A 20,119-nucleotide genomic window follows, 5' to 3' on the forward strand; every position below is an offset into this window, starting at 1 on the left:
GTCTACGACCATGGTCTAATCGCAGTGATTTGGTCCATGCAGGGTAATGAATTACTCATAAACCCAAAAAGAATTGTTTAATTCTTTTTCATACCTTTCAGGAATAAAGCTCGCCATTATCAGACGACGAATCGCAGCGTAGACGCTCGCAAGCTTATTTCTGAAAAATATTCCCCTGACTCAGCCCCCCAAGATCCCCTGCGTGTACAAGCGCAAAACGTCATTCAGGATCAAAAAAGCGACGCAATCATGGCTAAGAGCCTATCCTCCCGTCAATTTGTTACAGTTTTTGTATCGAAATGAAATTTTTCTGACATGTGCAACTGGCCGCCACGGTTCGATCAATTGATCGGGCCGTGGCGGCCAGCTGCGCAAAGAGGCGAGTTCAGAGGGCTTTTTCGAAGATCTTCGAATTGCGCTGGTAGTTGTACAGCGAGGCCCGGGCCGATGGCAGGCGCTCGACACTGCTGGGCACGAAACCCCGCTCGCGGAACCAGTGAGCGGTACGAGTGGTGAGGACGAACAGCGTCTTCAAGCCCTGGGCCCGAGCGCGGGTCTCGATCCTTTCCAGCAGCTCGTCGCCACGCTTGCCATGGCGGTACTCGGGGTTCACCGCCAGGCACGCCAGCTCACCGGCATCGGAATCGGCAATCTGGTACAGGGCCGCGCAGGCGATGATCATGCCCTCGCGCTCCACCACACTGAACTGCTCGATCTCGCGCTCCAGCACCTCGCGGGAACGCCGCACCAGGATGCCCTGCTCTTCCAGCGGGCTGATCAGCTCCAGCAAGCCGCCCACGTCCTCGATCGCCGCCTCGCGCACCCGCTCGAACTGTTCCTGGGCCACCAGGGTGCCGCCGCCGTCGCGGGTGAAGAGCTCGGTCAGCAAGGCGCCGTCCTCGGCGTAGCTGACGATATGGCTGCGTCCGACCCCGCCGCGGCACGCCTCGGCGGCGGCATCCAGCAGCTCGGCCTGATAGTTGCCCCCCAGGCGCTGCAAATGCGCCGGCACCTGTTGCGGGCGCAATTCGCGCACCAGCTTGCCGTTTTCATCCAGCAGGCCCGGGTCGGCGCCGAACAGCAGTAGTTTGTCGGCCCCAAGGTCGATGGCGGCGCGAGTGGCCACGTCTTCGCAGGCCAGGTTGAAGGTTTCCCCGGTGGGGGAATAACCCAGGGGCGAGAGCAGGACGATGGAACGCTCGTCCAGCAGGCGATTGATGCCTTTGCGATCGACCCTGCGCACTTCGCCGGTGTGGTGATAGTCGACGCCTTCCAGCACGCCGATCGGACGGGCAGTCACCAGGTTGCCGCTGGCCACCCGCAACCGCGAGCCCTGCATCGGTGAAGAGGCCATGTCCATGGACAGGCGCGCCTCGATAGCGATGCGCAACTGGCCCACGGCATCGATCACGCACTCCAGGGTTGCCGCGTCGGTGATCCTAAGGCCGTGATGGTAATGGGGCGTCAGGCCACGGGCCGCCAGGCGAGCTTCGATCTGTGGGCGCGAGCCGTGCACCAGCACCAGGCGCACCCCCAGGCTGTGGAGCAGCACCAGGTCGTGGACGATATTGCCGAAGTTGGGGTGTTCAACGCCGTCGCCGGGCAGCATGACCACGAAGGTGCAGTCGCGGTGGGCATTGATATAGGGAGACGCGTGGCGAAGCCAATTGACGTATTCGGGCATGAACCTGAGCCTGTAAATAAAAAGCAGCCTATGAAAGGACGAAACGGAAAACTCACAGCGGGCTGATGGTTATCGTCGGAACAGGCTTGGCAACACGCTTACTCTCCTCATGGGTACGGACAAGGCCACCGGCAATTTACTGAAATTGGGCCGGCGTCAGGCAGTAATGTTCAATCAATTCACGCAATAGATGCACGGTAGGCTGCAAGCGTGACATTTCGAGGTACTCCCCCGGCTGGTGGGCACAGGCGATATCACCCGGGCCGAGCACCAGGGTCTCGCAGCCAAGGCGCTGAAGATAAGGTGCTTCGGTGCCAAACGCTACTGCTTCGGCACGATGCCCGGTCAACCGCTCTGCCACTCGCACCAACTCGGCATCCTCGGGCTGCTCGAAAGGCGGGACCGCGGGGAACAGCGGCGCATAGTCGATCTTCACTTCATGGCGTTCGGCAATCGGCTTGAGCTTCTGCCGGATGGCCTCGCGCAGCACGTCCGGATCCATGCCCGGTAGGGGCCGCAGGTCGAACTCCAGGGAACACTGGCCACAGATGCGGTTGGGGTTGTCGCCGCCATGGATGCAGCCGAAGTTCAGGGTCGGTTGCGGGACGCTGAACTGCGCATTGCGGTACTCGCGCTGCCACAGCAACCGCAGACCCCGCAGCTCGCCAATGGCATCGTGCATGGCTTCCAGGGCACTGCGACCCAGGCTTGGGTCCGACGAATGGCCGCTGCGGCCGAGGATCTCGATGCGCTCCATCATCACCCCCTTGTGCAGGCGAATCGGCTTGAGCCCCGTAGGCTCGCCGATCACCGCCGCGCGCCCCAGGGGTCGGCCGGCTTGCGCCAAGGCCCGCGCCCCGGCCATGGAGCTTTCTTCGTCGCAAGTGGCGAGGACCAGCAGCGGCTGCTTGAAAGGCTGATCCAGCAGGGGCCGCACTGCCTCGATGATCAGGGCGAAGAAACCCTTCATGTCGCAACTGCCCAGGCCGACCCAGCGGCCGTCGACTTCGGTCAGCTTCAAGGGGTCGGTCTGCCACAGCGCGCTGTCATAGGGCACGGTATCGCTGTGCCCGGCCAGTACCAGGCCGCCAGGGCCACTGCCGAAACTGGCCAGCAGGTTGAACTTGCCGGGGCTGACCTGCTGGATGTCACAGGCAAAACCCAGGTCGCCGAGCCAACCGGCCAGCAGGTCGATCACCGCACGGTTGGATTGATCCAGTGCTGCTTGAGTGCAGCTCACCGATGGCGCGGCGATCAGCGCGGCAAACTGATCCTTCATGGACGGCAGGGGCATGAGCTGTCTCCGGGAATCCCAATGTGAGGCCCATCATAGAGGCATCCCGCAAGCGGAAGGAACCGCCGCGGCACCTGCGGGCGCCTTGTCCTGTACACTGCACGGCCTTGGCAGCCAACTATTCCCCGGCTGCGATCCCGATCCTGGATTTTCCGGCCATGCAGAAAGAAACCGAAATCAAACTCCGCGTCAGCCGCGAAACCCTCGCCGCCCTGCGCGAGCACCCGCTACTGAAAAAACGCAACAAAAGTGGCTGGGAACGCCGTGAACTGATGAATCAGTACTTCGACACCCCAGAACGCGACCTGGCCCGGGCCAAAGTCGCCCTGCGCCTGCGTCGCGACGGTGACGCGGTGATCCAGACCCTGAAGACCAGCGGCCAGAGCGTCGCCGGCCTGTCCGAACGCAACGAGTACGACTGGCAACTGGCCAAGGCCAAGCTGGACGTGAAAAAGCTCGAAGGCCAATGCTGGCCCGAAGCCCTGGCCGAACTGGACAAGAAGACCCTCAAGCCATTGTTCACCACGGATTTCGTCCGCGAGCGCGCGGAAATCGCCTGGGGCCGCGGCAAGGCCAAGGTGGTGATCGAAGCCGCCCTGGACTTGGGCCAAGTGATCGCCGGCAAGCAAAAGGAAGAAATCTGCGAGCTGGAACTGGAGCTGCGTGAAGGCGAACCGGCTGCCCTGCTGGAGTTGGCAGCGGAGCTGGCCCTGACCCTGCCGCTGATGCCCTGCGACATCAGCAAGGCCGAGCGCGGCTATCGCCTGTTCGACGCCGGCAGCTACTCCCTGAGCCTGCCCGCGCCGCAATTGAGCGCCGAGACGCCCCTGGACGAAGCTTTCGCCGCTCTGGCCTGGCACCTGCTGGGCAGCAGCCAGCGCCTGGCCGAGCAGTACCGCTTCAATGGCCACTGGCGCCTGCTGCAGGACTGGGTGGACAACCTTGCCGAGCTGCGAGCCCTGGCCAGCAGCCTGGGCCAGGCCGCACCGCGCCAGTCCACCGCTGAATTGCGCGGTGCCCTGGACGCCCTGCTGGAAGACTGGCGTCCGCTGGTACAGGCCGGCCTTGATGATGAAGACGTGCGCAAGGCCGCGCCGGAGCAGTTCATCGAAGAGTTGCAGGATGTGCGCTGGGGCCTGTTCTCGCTGAATACCTCGCGCTGGCTGCTGGCCCGGGCCTGGACCGCTGACCGCAACACCCGGGGCAACCGCCAGGGCGCCGCACAGCTGGGCAGCTGGTTGCCACGCCTGCTGGCCGAGGAAGCCACCTCCCTGCAACTGCCGCGCTATCAGCAGCAACCGGAAGACCTGGCCGAGCAGTTGCCGCGCATTGAACGCATCCAGGCCTGGTTGCACCACGCCCGCTCCGCGCTGGAGATCCCGGAGCTGGATCGTCTCTATGGCGAGTTGAACAAACTGGCCCAGTTGGCCAACGAGCCGATCACCGACGAAGCCCTCGACGCCCGCAAGCAGCAGGCCATCGCGGTGTTCCAGAACCGTGCCTGGAAAACCCTCCTGCGCCTATAACCCCGCCCCTCAGCGCATGACCGGCAGGCTGGTGGTGGACTTGATCTCCGACAGGGCAACGATCGAGTTCACCTCCTGGATACCCGGCACCATGGACAGCTTCTCGAAGAAGAAACGTTCATAGGCTTCGATATCCGCGGTCACGATCCGCAGCAGAAAGTCCACCGCGCCCATCAGCACATAGCACTCCAGCACTTCCGGAAAACCGCGGATCGCCTCGGTGAATTCGGTGAAGTTGGAGCGCCCGTGAGCGTTGAGCTTGATCTCGGCGAAGATCTGCGTGTTGAGGCCGATCTTCTTGCGGTCCAGCAGGGTCACCTGGCCGCGGATCACCCCCTCCTCCTTCATCCGCTGGATCCGTCGCCAGCATGGCGACTGGGACAACCCCACCTGCTCGGCGATCTGCGCACTGGAAAGCGAGGCGTCCTCTTGCAGCAGCGCGAGGATGCGGCGGTCATAGGCATCCAGGTCGCTATGCATAATAAATACCCATAAACATTAAAAATTGAATTGAACAATTCATATTCAAGCAAATAAACCCAATCTTAGATAAGAAATACCCGAAACCGAATGTAAAAATTTCTCCACTGACCTGGAGACCGCCATGCCCCCTTTCGAGCCAGCCCCCCGCGCCGATGCCTGGAACCTCAACAATGCTCACTGTCGCGTGCACTACCGGATAGTGGCCGACGCCGAGGCCGATGTGCTGTGCCGCATCCTCAACCACTTCGCCCTGCAGTTCCTGGTGCCGCAGCGGGTGTCGATGCAGCAGCAGGACGCCACGCTGTATATGGAGGTGGAACTCGACGACCTGAGCTGGCATCGGGCCCAGGTGATCGGCGCAAAGCTGCGCAACCTGATCAGTGTCTGTGACGTGGAGCTGGAGTTGGCGGAACCTTCGCGCCTGCAGGCCGCGGGTTGAGCCCGGCAAAACCCTGCAACCCTTGGCAAGCATTCCCTTGAGGCCCCGGGGACTATTCTTGGCTGTTCGTGGTCAGAGACCCACATCTGGACAACAGCACCAAGGAATCGCCCATGAGCGCCGCGCACCTTCCCCAGGACCGCTGGCTGGACCTCAGCGAACTGCTGCGTGAATTGCTGGCCCAGGGCCGCATCAGCCAGGATGCCGCCGAACAGGTCATGAGCGTCCGGCATCAGGCAGCCGGTAACCTGCTGCATCCCCTGGAAGTGATCGCCGGCCAGCAATTGCCCGACCTGCAGCACCCCGGCGCACATCTGGACCTGGACAGCCTCACGGCCTGGCTGGCCCGGCAAGCCGGCCAGCCTTACCTGCGTATCGACCCCCTGCGCATCGACGTGGCCAGCATCACGCCGCTGATGTCCTTCGCCTTCGCCCAGCGGCACAAGATCCTTGCCGTGGCCGTGGATGGGCAGAGCGTTACCGTGGCCAGCGCCCAACCTTACGTCAGTGCCTGGGAAGCAGACCTGGCCCATGTTCTCAAGCGCACGGTGCGACGGGTGGTGGCCAGCCCGCTGGACATCCAGCGCCTGACCCTGGAGTTCTATCGCCTGGCCAAGTCGGTCAGCGGCGCCAGCAGCGAACAGAAAGCCAGTGGCCTGGGCAACTTCGAGCAACTGCTGAAACTGGGGGCCAGCGACCAGGAGCCGGATGCCGACGATGCGCACATCGTCAATATCGTCGACTGGCTGTTCCAGTACGCCTTTCAGCAAAGGGCCAGCGACATCCATATCGAACCCCGCCGCGAGCACGGCACCCTGCGCTTTCGCATCGATGGCGTATTGCACAACGTCTACCAGTTCCCGCCCCAGGTCACCCTGGCCATCGTCAGCCGCCTCAAGAGCCTGGGGCGCATGAACGTCGCGGAAAAGCGCAAGCCCCAGGATGGCAGGGTCAAGACGCGCACCCCCGACGGCAGTGAAATCGAGTTGCGACTCTCGACCCTGCCCACGGCGTTCGGTGAAAAGCTGGTGATGCGCATCTTCGATCCCCAGGTCCTGCTCAAGGATTTCGACCAGTTGGGCTTTGGCACCGATGACCTGAGCCGCTGGCAAGCCATGACCACCCAGGCCCACGGCATCATCCTGGTCACCGGGCCCACCGGCTCGGGCAAGACCAGCACCCTCTACACCACGCTGAAGAAGCTCGCGACCCCCGAGGTCAACCTGTGCACCATCGAGGACCCGATCGAGATGATCGAACCGGCGTTCAACCAGATGCAGGTCCAGCACAATATCGACCTGAGTTTTTCCAGCGGCGTGCGCGCACTGATGCGCCAGGACCCCGACATCATCATGATCGGCGAGATCCGTGACCTGGAGACTGCGGAAATGGCCATCCAGGCCGCACTTACCGGGCACCTGGTGCTGTCTACCCTGCACACCAACGACGCCCCCGGCGCCATCAGCCGACTGCTGGAACTGGGCGTGCCCCATTACCTGATCAAGGCCACCCTGATCGGGGTCATGGCCCAGCGCCTGCTGCGCACCCTCTGCCCGTACTGCAAGGTTCCCGCCCAGCTGACGGCGGATGACTGGGAAAGCCTGACCGGAACCCGGCACCTGCCACCCGCTGCCGGCGGCCAGCGCGCGGTGGGCTGCGCCGAATGCCGGGGTACCGGTTACCACGGGCGCACCGGGGTCTACGAAATCATGCCCTTGGGCTCCCCCCTCAAGGCCCTGATCCATCGCGACCTGGATCTTGCCCGCCTGCACCACCAGGCCTGTGCCGACGGCATGCGCAGCCTGCGCCTGGCTGCCGCGCACAAGGTTGCCCAAGGCCTGACCAGCCTTGAGGAAGTGCTACGGGTCACGCCCGGCAACCAGCCCCCATAGCGGCACAGGAGGCGAACCCCAGGCGCTGGACTACGCTTGAGTCACCGCCGAGAAAAGCAGGGAGCCCGGTATGAACATTCGTCAAAACATGCTCGCCACCGGGGTTGTCAGCCTCCTGGCCATTGCCCTGGTGGCCGGGCTGGGTTTATGGGGCCAGTCACGCCTGGCGCGGGCACTGGTGGACAACGAGCTAAACGCCAGCGCCCTGCGCAACCACCTGGAGGCCGACATGATGCACGACGCCCTGCGGGCCGATGTGCTGGAGGCCCTGAGCAGCCAGCCCGGCGATGCCGCCGCTGGCGAAGAGGTCCGCAATAGCCTGCGCGAACACGGCGACTGGTTCCGCAAGGCCCTGGCGGAAAACGCCAAGTTGCCCCTGGCACCGGAAATCCGCAACGCCATCACCGAGCTGCAGCCGGTGCTGGAAAACTACATTCATGCCGCCGAGAACATCGCCGGGCAGGCCCTCAAGGACCCACAGGCCGCGCGCCTGCAAATGCCGGAGTTCTCCCAGCGCTTCAGCGAAGTGGAGAGCCGCAACGCCGCCCTCAGCAGCCAGATCGAAGCCAGCACCGCCCAAACCCGCGAACTCAGTGAAAGTGCGGTCCGCCAGGCCGCCTGGTGGCTGATCGGCGGCAGCCTGCTGGCCGCCCTGGCACTGGCCCTGTTGACCCGGCAGCTGCTCACCCGGGTGCTCAAACCCCTGGAAAAATCCGTGGCCACCGCCCGGGCCATTGCCCAGGGCAATCTGACCACGCCTATCAGCGTCGACAGGCATGACGAGGCCGGCCAACTGCAACAGGCCCTTGGAGAAATGCAAGACAACCTGCGGCAGATGATCACCACCATCCGCCATGAAAGCGAAGAGTTGCGCGGCCGCTCCCACAGCCTCAGCGACACGTCGTTGAGCATTGCCGACGGCGCCAGCGAACAGGCCGACGGCGCCACCAACATGGCCGCCGCCATGGAGCAGATGATCAGCAATATCGCCCAGGTGGCCGAACACGCGCGCAATGCCCAGGGCATTGCCGCCCAATCCGAATCCCTGGCCGGTAGCGGCGGCCAGGTAATCCTCGGGGTCGTGGACGGCATGAGCCATATTGCCGAGGCGGTGAACCAGTCTTCCCGCAGCATCACCGCCCTGGGCCAGTCCTCGGAAGAAATCCACTCGATCATCCAGGTGATCAATGGCATCGCCGAGCAGACCAACCTGCTGGCCCTGAACGCCGCCATCGAAGCCGCCCGGGCCGGGGAAGCCGGCCGGGGGTTCGCCGTGGTGGCTGACGAAGTGCGCAATCTGGCAGCCCGCACCGCACAGTCCACCCGGGAAATCACCGGCATGATCGAACGCATCCGGGAAACCACCGAACAAGCCGTGAACAGCATGCAAACCGGGGTCAGCCGGGTCAACGATGGGGTCCAGATGGCCCAGCAGGCGGGCACCTCGATCAATGAGATCCGCCAGGGCGCCCAGCGCTCGGCGGTGATGGTGGAGGAGATTTCCCTCACCATCGGCGAGCAGTCCAAGGCCAGTAGCGAAGTGGCGCAACGGGTGGAGATGATCAGCCTGGTAGCCCGGCGCAACAGCCAGGCCATGCGTGAGCTGACCCAGACCGTGGAGCAGATGGAAAACTCCGTGGCCACCTTGCAGACCTCGGTCACCCGCTTCCAACTGTGAGGCCACGGGCACGCCGGTGATGTGTGTCCTGATGATGCAAGGGCCACGGTATCTCTGCGCGCGACCGGGCGCCGCCGTACACTCGCCCCCCTGTGCCCCTTGATCACATCTGAGCAGGAGAATGTTATGCAGATCGGAAGCGTGTTGTTACTTTTCGTCGGCCTCGCCGTGGCCATCGTCTTCATGGGTTTCAAGGTCGTGCCCCAGGGCTACCAATGGACCGTGGAACGCTTCGGCCGCTACACCAACACCCTGAAGCCGGGGCTGAACATCATCATTCCGGTGATGGATCGCATCGGGCGCAAGATCAACGTGATGGAAAGCGTGCTGGATATCCCACCCCAGGAAGTCATCACCGCCGACAACGCCACGGTGCAGATCGACGCCGTGTGTTTCTTCCAGGTGGTCAACACCGCCCAGGCCGCCTATGAGGTCAACAACCTCGAGCACGCCATCCGCAACCTGCTGCAAACCAATATCCGTACGGTGCTCGGTTCAATGGAACTGGACGCCATGCTCAGCCAACGTGACGGCATCAACGAGAAACTCCTGCGAACCGTCGATGAGGCCACCGCCCCCTGGGGGATCAAGATCACCCGGATCGAAATCAAGGACATCAGCCCACCCGCCGACCTGATGGCAGCCATGTCCGGGCAGATGAAGGCCGAGCGGGTCAAGCGTGCGCAGATCCTCGAAGCCGAAGGCCTGCGGGCCGCCGCCATCCTTACCGCAGAAGGCAAGAAGCAGGCACAGATTCTTGAAGCCGAGGGCGAACGCCAGGCGGCATTCCTCGAATCCGAAGCCCGGGAGCGCCAGGCCGAAGCCGAGGCCCGGGCGACCCAAGTGGTGTCCGAGGCGATTGCTACCGGCAACGTCCAGGCGATCAACTACTTCGTCGCGCAGAAATACATCGATGCCCTGGGCAAACTGGCGTCGGCCAACAACAGCAAGGTGATCCTGATGCCGCTGGAGGCCAGCCAGGTCATCGGCGCCGTGGGCGGCATCGGCGAGATCGTCAAGGCCACGTTCGACAGCAAGAAGGTCTGAGGCAGGCTTCATGTTGGCATTTTTGCAAGCTCTATCGTTCTGGGATTGGCTGGCCCTTGGCACCATCCTGCTGATCTTCGAAGTATTCGGGGCCGGCGGCTACCTTCTGTGGATCGGCCTCGCAGCCGCCACAGTCGGGGTCCTGACCTTTCTCATTCCCGGCCTGTCATGGGAGGTGCAGTTCCTCCTGTTCGGCCTGCTGTCGGTGCTCACCGCACTGTATTGGTGGCGCCGCCAGCGCAGCGTGGTACGCCCCAGCGATCAGCCGAACCTCAACCTGCGGGGCCAGGAGCTGATCGGCAAGACCTTTGTGGTGCACCAGGCGATTGTCGACGGCCGCGGGCGGATCAAGGTGGCCGACGGCGTGTGGATCGCCAAGGGGGCCGACGCCCCCGTGGGCGCCCGGGTACGGGTGGTGGGCCAGGAAGGCGCAATCCTGTTGGTCGAAAACCTTGACTGATGAGTCACGGAACTCCGCGGGGTTATCTAGAATCAAACGATGCAGATACCCCCTTTCGGAGTCACCCATCATGCGTCTGAAAATTGCTGTCGCCACCCTTGCCCTGCTGTCTCTTCCCGTTGGTTCGGCAATGGCCGACACCTTCTGGCGTAACGTCATTTCCTCCGGGGCCACCACCGGCTCCACCTACCTGACCTTCAAGGACCACAAGTTGATCGTCGCCGCCCAGGATGACGCCGGCAGCTTCGTTGCCAGCGATGGCAGCATTCGCGGCCCGTACCTGGAAGCCGCCATGCAGAAAGTCCGCGCCGACAACCCCGGCCTCAAGGCCACCGACATGGAACTGGCCAACGCCATCCTGGCGAAGAACGCTGTCGCTCAGGAGTAACCGTCGCCCCAGGGATGGCCGACAGCCAACGCCGACCCCAGGGTCGGCGTTTTTGTGTGCCCGATCAGCCGGCTAGACCCCAGGTGTGCGGGACACTGCAGCCAGGCCGGCCAGGGCATAACTCATCATGTGCTCGATCAACGCCGGTGGATCCAGCTCCAGGCCGGGCAACACATTGCGCGCCAGCGGCTGATGAGCGATCAGCAGGAACAGGCAGGGCGCAAAAACGCTGACGGCGCTGCGCAGGGTGACCGGGTCCTCAGGCGATAGATCCATGATCTGGCCGAGGATGGTGCGCACGATCTTCGCCTTGGGAAACGCCTGCTCCTCCAGGATCGCCGGCAGCACCGCGGAGGGTGACAACAGTTCGCGGGTCAGGACTTTCAGCGCCCAGCCCTCACGCTGGTTGCCCAGCCCCTCGATGAGCACGGTGATGATCGCCCGCAGCTTGTCCTCGGGGCTGCCCTGGCTTTCACTCAGGCTGATCATGGTCTCGATCCGCACCAGGCGGTCGTGGGCCTCGCGCAGCACCGCCCGATACAAGCCGTCCTTGTTCTCGAAGTGGTAGTTGACCGAGGCGTTGTTGGCCCTGGAGTTCTCGCAGATCTGCTTGCTGGTGGTGTTGGCGTACCCCAGCTCCGCAAAAAGCTGGCCGGCCGTTTCCAGGATCTGTTGGCGGGTGGCCTGGCCATCCTGACGCGGCGCACGGGCCGCAGTTGGCTGCGGGGAAGCGGAAACGGCCATAGGCGCTCTCACTAAGTTAAATTCAAATTTGACTTTTGTTTATGGACTGCTTAGCTACAAAGCGCCAGTTTCTCGTTCAATTCCGTCAAGGGTTGCAGCGAAATGGCGGCTATCTGTCAATTCACGCCAAAGGATATCAGCATGGAAGCGCGCAACATGACTCCCTTCACCTACTTCTCACTGCCCATGCAGAAGCTGTTCCTACGCAATCAAGCGGCAGTCAGGAACAAGCCCTACGCCAAGTATTTCCGCTCGGAAATGCGCGTGCCGCTGTCCGCCGTCCGCAAGATTCAGCAAGGCCCCATGGCCCTGGAAGACACCCTGACCCCGAGCATCGAGGACATCAATCGCCTGCTCGAATCGGACTTTGTCAGCGAGGAATCCGGTTACGCCCTGCTACCGGGCCCGATGGCCTACGTGCAAAGCCGCAAGTTCTTCCCCGGCTGCACCGCGCAGATGTTCAAGTGGTGGTTCATCTGGCACCCCGCGGAATCGGAGCGCTACACCCTGTGGTTCCCCTATGCCCATGTCAGCAACCCATGCGTGCACCACCAGCGCCTGTGCGATGAGTCCCTGAGTTTTGAGGAACGGCTGTATGGCAACACCTTCTGCGCGTCGGAATATGTCGGCGATCGCCTGATGCACCTGCATATCGACTTCCAGCAGCCGGCCAGCCTGGGCCTGAACACCGATCTGTATCGCGAAGCGAAGATCGACGGCAGTGTCAGCGCCCTGATGAGCCTGGCGGATCATCCTGAGGTGCCGGTGTCGTTGATGGTGCATCTGTTCAAGGAAGTACCGGGCGGCATGTACCTGACCAGCCGTTACTGGGTCGGGGCGCACCCGTCGATGGCCCGCTTTCCCGGGGCAGAAAAGGCTGCATCGCTGCTGAAGGAAAATGGCTTTGGCGAGGCCGAACTGGAGACCCTGGCCTACGAGTTCGCGGTGCACGACATGTGCGAGTTCAATCATCTGGCCAGCTTCCTGCCGGACCTGTATCGAGAGTTCGGCACCCCCGCGGCCTGAAACAACAGCCATTAAGCCCGAGAAACTCCAGGGCTTAATGGCTCGAAAGGATCAACGTTGCGTACCAGGACAAACACCGTTGATCAGCAGAGAAGTGAACTCTTCGATGTCCTGTTCCACCGTCAGTTGCTCAGTCAACAGCCGATACCAGCAAAAGCCGAAAATCATATCCAGCAGTAATTCACGGTTGGTGTCCTTGGGTAGCTCGCCGTTGCTGATGGCATTTTCCACCAGTTTTTTAGGCATTTCCCTTCTGCGCTCCATGAACTGATCCTTGAGCTGGGTCAAGGTTGCGGGATCCAGTTGCGCTTCGGCGATCACACAGCGAAAGGCTTCGCCGCAAATAGTCTCCCTCCAGACTTTCCATAGATTTCGCAGCAAAAAGTCGAGATCTGCCTTGAACGAGCCGAGATCAGGAAATTTTCTGACTTGTTCGCTCTCGTTTTCATAAACCTCGGCGATCAACGCCGCCTTGTTCGTCCACCAGCGATAGATAGTTGGCTTGCTGGCCCCCGCCCGACGGGCGACGGACTCGATACTGAGCCCGGAATAGCCGCATTCCTTAAGGATTTCGATGGTGGAAGTGAGAATGGCTTTATGAGTATGGGGACTTCGCAAAGAGCCGATGGAGCTGCGAGATGGGGTACGAGCCACAATAAAAAATCTCCAGGCAGGGCGCTTGACAAACGCAACGCAGGGTATAGGATTCCCTCGAATCGAAATGAAACGGTCCGTTTCGTTTCATTCTTGAATGAATCATGAATTTCTTACACCGATCTATCTAGTTTTTAAAATATCGCGTAAGGGTTGAGCAGCTCAGGCCTTGTAACTTGGAGTTCCTCGAATTCGAGGCTTCGGCCCTTTTCCCTTAAGAGATTAGATCGTCTGAAATTATTACTAAACGAAACGTTCCGTATCATAGCATAGTGAGGTGAATAAAAACAGCTTTCGAGTGGGTTTTCCCCTATTTGGAGTCTGCTGTTACACCGCTCTGGCCTGCAGCTTTCATCAGGTGTGGCCAGGAGAAAGGCAGCAAAACTGTTTTCCGTATGTTTCAAGGGTGCTTCTGAGCAGGCACGACCCAGTTTTCTGAAAAGAATGGAATCAAGAGGAAAATGAACGTGAAAAAGATAGGTATTGTCAGCTATGGCGCGGGTATTCCGGTATGCCGCCTGAAAGTCCAGGAAGTGATCAACGTCTGGAAAAACACCGACCTCAAGCTGGTGGAGGAAAACCTCGGCGTCACGGAAAGAGCCGTGCTGCAACCGGATGAAGATGTCATCACCCTCGGGGTACTGGCGGCGCAACGGGCCCTGGATAAAGTCCCCGGCCATCAGCTCGAAGCCCTGTACCTGGGCACCTGCACCAACCCCTATGACTCACGGGCCTCGGCTTCGATCATCCTGGAAATGCTCGGCAGCGGCTACGACGCCTATTGCGCCGACGTGCAGTTCGCCGGCAAGTCCGGAACTTCTGCCCTGCAGATCTGCCAGGCGCTGGTGGCTTCCGGCATGACGGGCAGCGCCCTGGCCATCGGCGCCGACACCATCAACCGCAACACCGCGCCGGGCGACCTGACCGAATCCTATGCCGGGGCCGGAGCCGCTGCGCTGCTGATTGGCAGCCAGAATGTCATCGCCGAATTCGACGCCAGCTTCTCCTGCGCCGCCGATGTCGCCGACAACATCCGCCCCCAGGGCGATCGCTACATTCGTTCGGGCATGGGCCTGGGCTCGGACAAGAACAGCATCGGCCTGGAAGACCAAACCCGCCGCGCCGCCGAAGGCCTAATGGCCAAGCTGCACACCAGCCCCGCCGACTATGACTATGTGGTGTTCCAGCAAAACCTGGTGTCCACCCCCTACTCCCTGGCCAAGCACCTGGGCTTCAACCCCAAGCAGGTGGAACCGGGCATCTATGCCGGCAACGTTGGCGATGCCGGATCGGCCAGCCCGCTGCTCGGCCTGATCAACGTACTGGACCAGGCACGCCCGGGGCAGAAAATTCTTCTGGTGTCCTACGGTTTCGGCGCCGGCAGCGACGCCATCGCCCTGACCGTCACCGATGCCATCGAGCAGTACCAGAAGCACAACAAGCCTCTGCGCGAACTGCTGGAATCCAAGATCTACGTCGACTACGGCACGTCCATCAAGTACGAGTTCAAGTACCTGCGGGCTGACTACGCCCTGACCGCCTATCTCTGATTACGCCTGTCTACGCAAGGAGCATGCACATGTGCGCACGTCGTGTTGCAATCGTTTCGGCCGCCTATACGCCGAAACCCGGAAGTTCACGAGTTCGGCAGACGTTCAAGGAAATGATCGTCGAGTCCGCCTACAAGGCACTCAAGGACGCCAAGATGCACCCCCGGGAAATCCAGGCCGTGGCCTATGGTTATCACGGTGAAGGCATTTCCGAATATGGCGGCCTGGGCCCGACCATTTCCGACGCCCTGGGCATCAGCCCGGCGCCGACCTTCATGAGCACCGCCAACTGCACCAGCAGCTCGGTGTCGTTCCAGATGGGCCACCAGATGGTGGCGTCCGGGGAGTACGACATCGTCCTGTGCGGCGGCTTCGAGAAGATGACCGATCACTTCAACTACGCCGAATACATCGGCTCCAGCACTGAATGTGAATACGATTATTTCCTCGGCATCTCCCACACCGATGCCTTCGCCCTGGCCACCGCCGAATACTTCCAGAAGTTCGGCTATGCCGGTCGCGAGGCCGACGTACTGGCCACCTTCGGCCGGCAGATGCGCATCTACGCACAGAACACCCCCACCGCCACCCGTTATGGCCAGCCGATTCCATCCCTGGAAGCGTTGAAGAACAGCGAAGCCTGCGGCTCGATGCTGGCCTGGGGCGAAGCCAGTGGCTGCGCGATCCTGGTGGCCGAACACCTGGCCCACAAGTACACCGATAAACCGGTGTTCGTACGCGGTTGCGCCTATACCGGGGTCTCCCACTATTTCGGTACGCGCTTTCACAACCCGACCCTGCATCATCCGGGCCTGCCCAAGGATGTGGGCATGGCGGTTTCGGCCAACTCCATCGCCTGTGCGGAAATCGCCTACAAGAAAGCCGGGATCACCGCCAAGGACATCGACGTGGCCCAGGTCTACGACCTGCTCGGCGCCGGGCTGATCCAGATGGAATCCATGGGCATCTGTGGCAAGGGCCAGGCCGGCGACTTCGTGCTCGAAGGCGGCATCGCCCTGGATGGCCAACTGCCGCTCAATACCGACGGCGGCAACATCGGCCGCGGCCATGCCTCCGGCTGCGACGGCATCCTGCACATCACCGAGCTGTTCCGGCAGCTGAGGGGTGAATCCGACAACCAGGTCAAGGGCGCGCGCATCGGCGTGTCGCAGAACCTTGGCGGTTACGCGGCGCACAACTCAGTGATTGTCCTCTCGAACGACTAAGGAGCCCGGACCATGTCCATGTACCCAGAACAGATCCACAGAATGACCACCGCCAGCATGCTTCGCGAATGGCGCGAGCATGGCGGCAAGTACCGCCTCGAAGGCAGCCAGTGCGAAGAATGCAACGAAATCTTCTTCCCCCGGCGCACCGTCTGCGGCGCTTGCAACTCCCTGAGTGTGAAGCCGTATCGCTGCGCGCGCAGTGGCAAGATCGAGGTCATGGCCCCGGCCGAGAATCCGATCCTGGCCGCCATGGGCTATGGCGAAACCGTGCCGCGCATCATGGCCATGGTGCGCCTGGACGACGGCCTGGTGATCGCTTCGGAAATCGTCGATGTGTGCGATCAGCAACAGCTGAAAGTCGGTGCGCCGGTGCGCATGGTGATCCGCAAGCATGTGCGCGAAAGCAACCTGGCCTGGCAATACGCTTATAAGTTCGTACTCGATATATAAGTTGTTATTCAAGGTGCCTTTATATAAGGCACCTTGAAGTTAGCCATTAAAATAAAATCCAACTTAAAAGTTACATCAACGGCAACTTCACGCCCCGAAGTTGCCTTAAGGCCCTGATTTCCTTTAGGGCCTACAGATTCCTGTGCCTATAAACGGGGACTATCCCCACCCCTTAACTTGTTGGCTTACTTAAAGCCAAGGACCCATCATGTCTACACTTTGCCTTCCACACGTCATGTTTCCGCAACACAAGATCACCCAGCAACAGATGGTCGATCACCTGGAAAACCTGCACGCCGACCATCCACGCATGGCCCTGGCCAAGCGCATGATCGCCAACACCGAAGTCAACGAGCGCCATTTGGTGTTGCCGATCGACGAACTGGCAGTGCACACCGGTTTCACCCACCGCAGCATCGTCTACGAGCGTGAAGCCCGGCAGATGTCGTCGGCCGCGGCGCGCCAGGCCATCGAGAATGCCGGGCTGCAGATCAGTGACATTCGCATGGTGATCGTCACTTCCTGCACCGGCTTCATGATGCCGTCGCTGACCGCGCACCTGATCAACGACCTGGCCCTGCCGACCTCCACCGTGCAGTTGCCGATCGCCCAGCTGGGCTGCGTGGCCGGTGCCGCGGCCATCAACCGCGCCAACGACTTCGCCCGGCTCGATGCCCGCAACCACGTACTGATCGTGTCCCTGGAATTCTCCTCGCTGTGCTACCAGCCGGACGACACCAAGCTGCACGCCTTCATCTCCGCGGCGCTGTTCGGCGATGCGGTATCCGCCTGCGTGCTGCGCGCCGATGACCAGGCCGGCGGCTTCAAGATCAAGAAGACCGAGTCGTACTTCCTGCCCAAGAGCGAGCACTACATCAAGTACGACGTGAAGGACACCGGCTTTCACTTCACCCTCGACAAGGCGGTGATGAACTCCATCAAGGACGTGGCACCGGTCATGGAGCGGCTCAACTACGAGAGCTTCGAGCAGAACTGTGCGCACAACGACTTCTTCATCTTCCACACCGGTGGTCGCAAGATCCTCGACGAGCTGGTGATGCACCTGGACCTGGCATCCAACCGGGTCTCGCAATCGCGCAGCAGCCTGTCGGAAGCCGGCAACATTGCCAGCGTGGTGGTGTTCGACGTGCTCAAGCGGCAGTTCGATTCCAACCTCAATCGCGGCGACATCGGCCTGCTGGCGGCCTTCGGCCCGGGGTTCACCGCGGAAATGGCGGTGGGCGAGTGGACCGCCTGATGTGACTGCCTGTGCCTGTCCCACCTGACGTTGCCGGGCTGCATGGCAACGTCGGGTGGCCTCCCACGGCGCTTGCGCCGGGTTCATGGTTTCACAAGGAAGCTGAGCGATGAACACTGGAATGCCAACCACGGCTGCCAACAGCCGTTACGAAAGATCCATGGTGCTGTTGCTGTCACTGAGTTTCGGGCTGGTGGGGCTGGATCGCTTCATCATCCTGCCGCTGTTTCCGGTGATCATGCACGACCTGCAACTGGACTATCAGGACCTGGGCTACCTGTCCGCCGCGCTGGCCTTCACCTGGGGGCTGTCCGCCCTGGGCATGGGCAGCGTGATCGAGCGCCTGGGCACCCGCCGCGTGCTGGTGACCTCGATTGCCGTGCTTTCGCTGCTGTCCGGTTTTTCCGCGCTGGCCACCGGCGTGCTGGGGCTGGTGATTCTGCGCGGGCTGATGGGCATCTGCGAGGGTGCCTTCACCCCCACCAGCATCATTGTCACCAATGAAGTCTCGCGCCCCGACCGGCGCGGGCTGAACCTGGGTATCCAGCAGGCGCTGTTCCCGATTCTCGGCCTGTGCCTGGGGCCGCTGATCGCCGCTTACCTCCTGCAAATCACTGGCTCGTGGCGCGCGGTGTTCGCCATCATTTCCCTGCCGGGCCTGCTGCTGGCCGGCTACCTGTGGAAAATCTACCGACCGCTGCCGGCGCCCCAGGCCGACCGCACCGCAGGCACCTGGCTGGCGGCTTTCAAGAGCGGCAACGTGAGCCTGAACATCCTGATCATGTTCTGCATACTCACCTGCCAGTTCGTCCTCTGCGCCATGCTGCCCAGCTACCTGACCGACCATATGCACCTGGAAACCCTGTCCATGGCCTTCGTCATCTCGGCCATCGGCGTGGGCGGCTTCATCGGCCAATTGATCATCCCCGGCATGTCCGACCGTCTCGGGCGCAAGCCGGTGGTGTCGGTGTGCTTCATGACCAGCAGCACCCTGGTGGGCCTGCTGATCGTCAGCCCGCCCCTTCCCTGGCTGCTGTTCCTGCTGCTGTTCCTGCTGTCGTTCTTCAACTTCAGCCTGATCTGCATGACGGTCGGCCCTTTGACCAGCGAATCGGTCACCCCGGCCCTGCTGCCGACGGCGACCGGAATCGTGGTGGGGTTCGGCGAGATCCTGGGTGGCGGGTTGTCACCGGCCGTGGCCGGGTTCGCCGCCAGCCATTTCGGCCTGCCATCGATCCTGTACGTGGCCCTGAGCGGCAGCCTGGCCGGCTTGCTGCTGTCATTCCTGCTCAAGGAACAGGCCCTTGAACCGCGCCGTTCGCGCGTGCGCGAAGCGCTGCCCATCCTCCCCGCCCCCTTGCCCCTGAAGGACTAGAGAATCATGGACGATTACCTGCTGTTGCTGGATGTCTGCCACAAGGACCAGCGCGCCATAGGGCTGTTCGACTTTCACAATGGCCGCAGCGTGCGGGCCTATTCCGAACACGGCGGGCTGTACGAGACCCTGCTGTTCTGCAGCCGTCGCCATCTGGGCTGGAGCGAACACCTGCGCAGCCTCGCGCCCCACCCGCAACTGCCCGCGGACGGCCCCCAGCAAGGCCCGTTGCGCCCACCGCTCAAGCCTCGGGACAACCTGCTGGTGCAGGTCAGCGAAGTCACCCTGAACACTCCGCACACCCGCCAGGGCTGGTTCTACAAGGGCAATGGCAGCCTGCTGAAGACCGACGGCGAGCCGCTGATGATTCCGTACCACGCCCAGAGCATTTCCAGCCAGCCCGGGGTGGTGTGCGTGTACCTGGTGGACCCCTTCGGCCAGTTGCGCTTTGTCGGCTTCAGCCTCGGCCACGACATTCACGACCCGTTGCTGAGCCATCAGGACGCCAGTTCCTGCGCGCAATCGCGGTTGCGCCAGTGCGCCATCGCCCCGGCGCTGATCCTCGGCGAACTGCAGAACAGCCTGTCACTCAATGTCCGGGTCGAACGCCAGGGCACGCCGTTGCCGCAACGCAGCTATCGCCTCGACCAGCAGAACTGGTGGGCTATTCGCAAATACTCCCAGGCCTTCCTCGAACAGCACGAACAGTTCCTGCAACCGGGCATGGTCCACTATGTGTTCCACAGCGCCAGCCGGCGCGAGAGCGACCTGCAGTTGCAGCACGGTGACTGGCTGGACCTGGACTGCCCGGAGCTGGAACTGGGCCTGAGCAACCAGGTGATCGAGGAAGAATTGCTACACCTCTATCCCCTGGAAACCCAACCTGCCCGTGCCAGTAGCCACGGCAGCCAGCCGGCGCGGACGCGCCACCACTACTGAGGC

Annotated in this window: 19 protein-coding genes; 14 read left to right on the top strand and 5 right to left on the bottom strand. The window is 62.0% G+C overall.

The window, feature by feature from the left end:
* Nucleotides 1-385: 385 nt before the first annotated feature.
* Together argA and argE are read right to left on the bottom strand one after the other, a co-directional pair.
* Nucleotides 386-1,684 carry an amino-acid N-acetyltransferase gene (gene argA / locus BLS75_RS22795; protein WP_011064114.1) on the bottom strand — a complete coding sequence of 433 codons (1,299 nt, stop codon included), beginning with the start codon at nucleotides 1,682-1,684 and terminating at the stop codon, nucleotides 386-388.
* 136 nt (nucleotides 1,685-1,820) lie between these two features.
* Nucleotides 1,821-2,978, bottom strand: a complete 1,158-nt coding sequence (gene argE / locus BLS75_RS22800) for an acetylornithine deacetylase (RefSeq protein ID WP_011064115.1) — start codon at nucleotides 2,976-2,978, stop codon at nucleotides 1,821-1,823.
* A gap of 158 nt (nucleotides 2,979-3,136) precedes the next feature.
* Here argE and BLS75_RS22805 point away from each other — a divergent pair, with 158 nt between their 5' ends.
* The gene (locus tag BLS75_RS22805; protein ID WP_072451829.1) at nucleotides 3,137-4,504 is read left to right on the top strand and encodes a CYTH domain-containing protein; all 1,368 of its coding nucleotides are present in this window, start codon (nucleotides 3,137-3,139) and stop codon (nucleotides 4,502-4,504) included.
* Nucleotides 4,505-4,513: 9 nt separating this feature from the next.
* Here the strand turns inward: BLS75_RS22805 and BLS75_RS22810 are convergent, their stop codons facing one another.
* Entirely contained in the window at nucleotides 4,514-4,984 is a 471-nt protein-coding gene (locus BLS75_RS22810; protein WP_011064117.1) for an Lrp/AsnC family transcriptional regulator, read from the bottom strand.
* Nucleotides 4,985-5,108: 124 nt separating this feature from the next.
* On the opposite strand from BLS75_RS22810, the gene BLS75_RS22815 reads away from it, so the two are divergent.
* The 6 genes from BLS75_RS22815 to BLS75_RS22840 all read left to right on the top strand — a co-directional run bounded on the left by BLS75_RS22815 (nucleotide 5,109) and on the right by BLS75_RS22840 (nucleotide 10,891).
* Nucleotides 5,109-5,426, top strand: a complete 318-nt coding sequence (locus tag BLS75_RS22815; protein ID WP_011064118.1) for a hypothetical protein — start codon at nucleotides 5,109-5,111, stop codon at nucleotides 5,424-5,426.
* A 113-nt stretch (nucleotides 5,427-5,539) separates the two neighbouring features.
* Entirely contained in the window at nucleotides 5,540-7,318 is a 1,779-nt protein-coding gene (locus BLS75_RS22820; RefSeq protein ID WP_019095791.1) for a type IV pilus assembly ATPase TfpB, read from the top strand.
* A 70-nt stretch (nucleotides 7,319-7,388) separates the two neighbouring features.
* Entirely contained in the window at nucleotides 7,389-8,996 is a 1,608-nt protein-coding gene (locus tag BLS75_RS22825; RefSeq protein ID WP_011064120.1) for a methyl-accepting chemotaxis protein, read from the top strand.
* Nucleotides 8,997-9,122: 126 nt separating this feature from the next.
* Nucleotides 9,123-10,043 carry an SPFH domain-containing protein gene (locus BLS75_RS22830; RefSeq protein ID WP_011064121.1) on the top strand — a complete coding sequence of 307 codons (921 nt, stop codon included), beginning with the start codon at nucleotides 9,123-9,125 and terminating at the stop codon, nucleotides 10,041-10,043.
* Between the two features lie 10 nt (nucleotides 10,044-10,053).
* Nucleotides 10,054-10,503: an NfeD family protein gene (locus tag BLS75_RS22835; protein WP_019093574.1), complete on the top strand. Its 450-nt coding sequence runs from the start codon at nucleotides 10,054-10,056 to the stop codon at nucleotides 10,501-10,503.
* A 70-nt stretch (nucleotides 10,504-10,573) separates the two neighbouring features.
* On the top strand, nucleotides 10,574-10,891 hold the full coding sequence (locus tag BLS75_RS22840) for a DUF2388 domain-containing protein (RefSeq protein WP_011064123.1): 318 nt from the start codon (nucleotides 10,574-10,576) through the stop codon (nucleotides 10,889-10,891).
* Between the two features lie 72 nt (nucleotides 10,892-10,963).
* On the opposite strand, the gene BLS75_RS22845 is transcribed toward BLS75_RS22840, so the two are convergent.
* Nucleotides 10,964-11,635, bottom strand: coding sequence for a TetR/AcrR family transcriptional regulator (locus BLS75_RS22845; protein ID WP_041120329.1), 672 nt, complete (start codon nucleotides 11,633-11,635; stop codon nucleotides 10,964-10,966).
* Nucleotides 11,636-11,776: 141 nt separating this feature from the next.
* Here BLS75_RS22845 and BLS75_RS22850 point away from each other — a divergent pair, with 141 nt between their 5' ends.
* Nucleotides 11,777-12,661: a 2,4-diacetylphloroglucinol hydrolase gene (locus tag BLS75_RS22850; RefSeq protein WP_072451830.1), complete on the top strand. Its 885-nt coding sequence runs from the start codon at nucleotides 11,777-11,779 to the stop codon at nucleotides 12,659-12,661.
* Nucleotides 12,662-12,712: 51 nt separating this feature from the next.
* Here the strand turns inward: BLS75_RS22850 and BLS75_RS22855 are convergent, their stop codons facing one another.
* Nucleotides 12,713-13,315 (bottom strand): TetR/AcrR family transcriptional regulator, encoded by a 603-nt coding sequence (locus BLS75_RS22855; RefSeq protein WP_011064126.1) that lies wholly within the window; start codon nucleotides 13,313-13,315, stop codon nucleotides 12,713-12,715.
* A 461-nt stretch (nucleotides 13,316-13,776) separates the two neighbouring features.
* On the opposite strand from BLS75_RS22855, the gene BLS75_RS22860 reads away from it, so the two are divergent.
* From BLS75_RS22860 to BLS75_RS22885, 6 genes are all read left to right on the top strand, one after another.
* Nucleotides 13,777-14,865 (top strand): hydroxymethylglutaryl-CoA synthase, encoded by a 1,089-nt coding sequence (locus BLS75_RS22860; RefSeq protein WP_072451831.1) that lies wholly within the window; start codon nucleotides 13,777-13,779, stop codon nucleotides 14,863-14,865.
* A 29-nt stretch (nucleotides 14,866-14,894) separates the two neighbouring features.
* On the top strand, nucleotides 14,895-16,091 hold the full coding sequence (locus BLS75_RS22865; RefSeq protein WP_047338090.1) for a thiolase family protein: 1,197 nt from the start codon (nucleotides 14,895-14,897) through the stop codon (nucleotides 16,089-16,091).
* 12 nt (nucleotides 16,092-16,103) lie between these two features.
* Nucleotides 16,104-16,544: a Zn-ribbon domain-containing OB-fold protein gene (locus tag BLS75_RS22870; protein ID WP_011064129.1), complete on the top strand. Its 441-nt coding sequence runs from the start codon at nucleotides 16,104-16,106 to the stop codon at nucleotides 16,542-16,544.
* Between the two features lie 208 nt (nucleotides 16,545-16,752).
* The gene (locus BLS75_RS22875; RefSeq protein WP_011064130.1) at nucleotides 16,753-17,802 is read left to right on the top strand and encodes a type III polyketide synthase; all 1,050 of its coding nucleotides are present in this window, start codon (nucleotides 16,753-16,755) and stop codon (nucleotides 17,800-17,802) included.
* 109 nt (nucleotides 17,803-17,911) lie between these two features.
* Nucleotides 17,912-19,177, top strand: coding sequence for an MFS transporter (locus BLS75_RS22880; RefSeq protein ID WP_011064131.1), 1,266 nt, complete (start codon nucleotides 17,912-17,914; stop codon nucleotides 19,175-19,177).
* Nucleotides 19,178-19,183: 6 nt separating this feature from the next.
* On the top strand, nucleotides 19,184-20,116 hold the full coding sequence (locus BLS75_RS22885) for a PhlI (RefSeq protein ID WP_015637424.1): 933 nt from the start codon (nucleotides 19,184-19,186) through the stop codon (nucleotides 20,114-20,116).
* The last annotated feature ends 3 nt before the right edge of the window (nucleotides 20,117-20,119 follow it).

This window comes from Pseudomonas sp. NFPP12 (genome assembly GCF_900103205.1).
GTDB lineage: Bacteria > Pseudomonadota > Gammaproteobacteria > Pseudomonadales > Pseudomonadaceae > Aquipseudomonas > Aquipseudomonas protegens.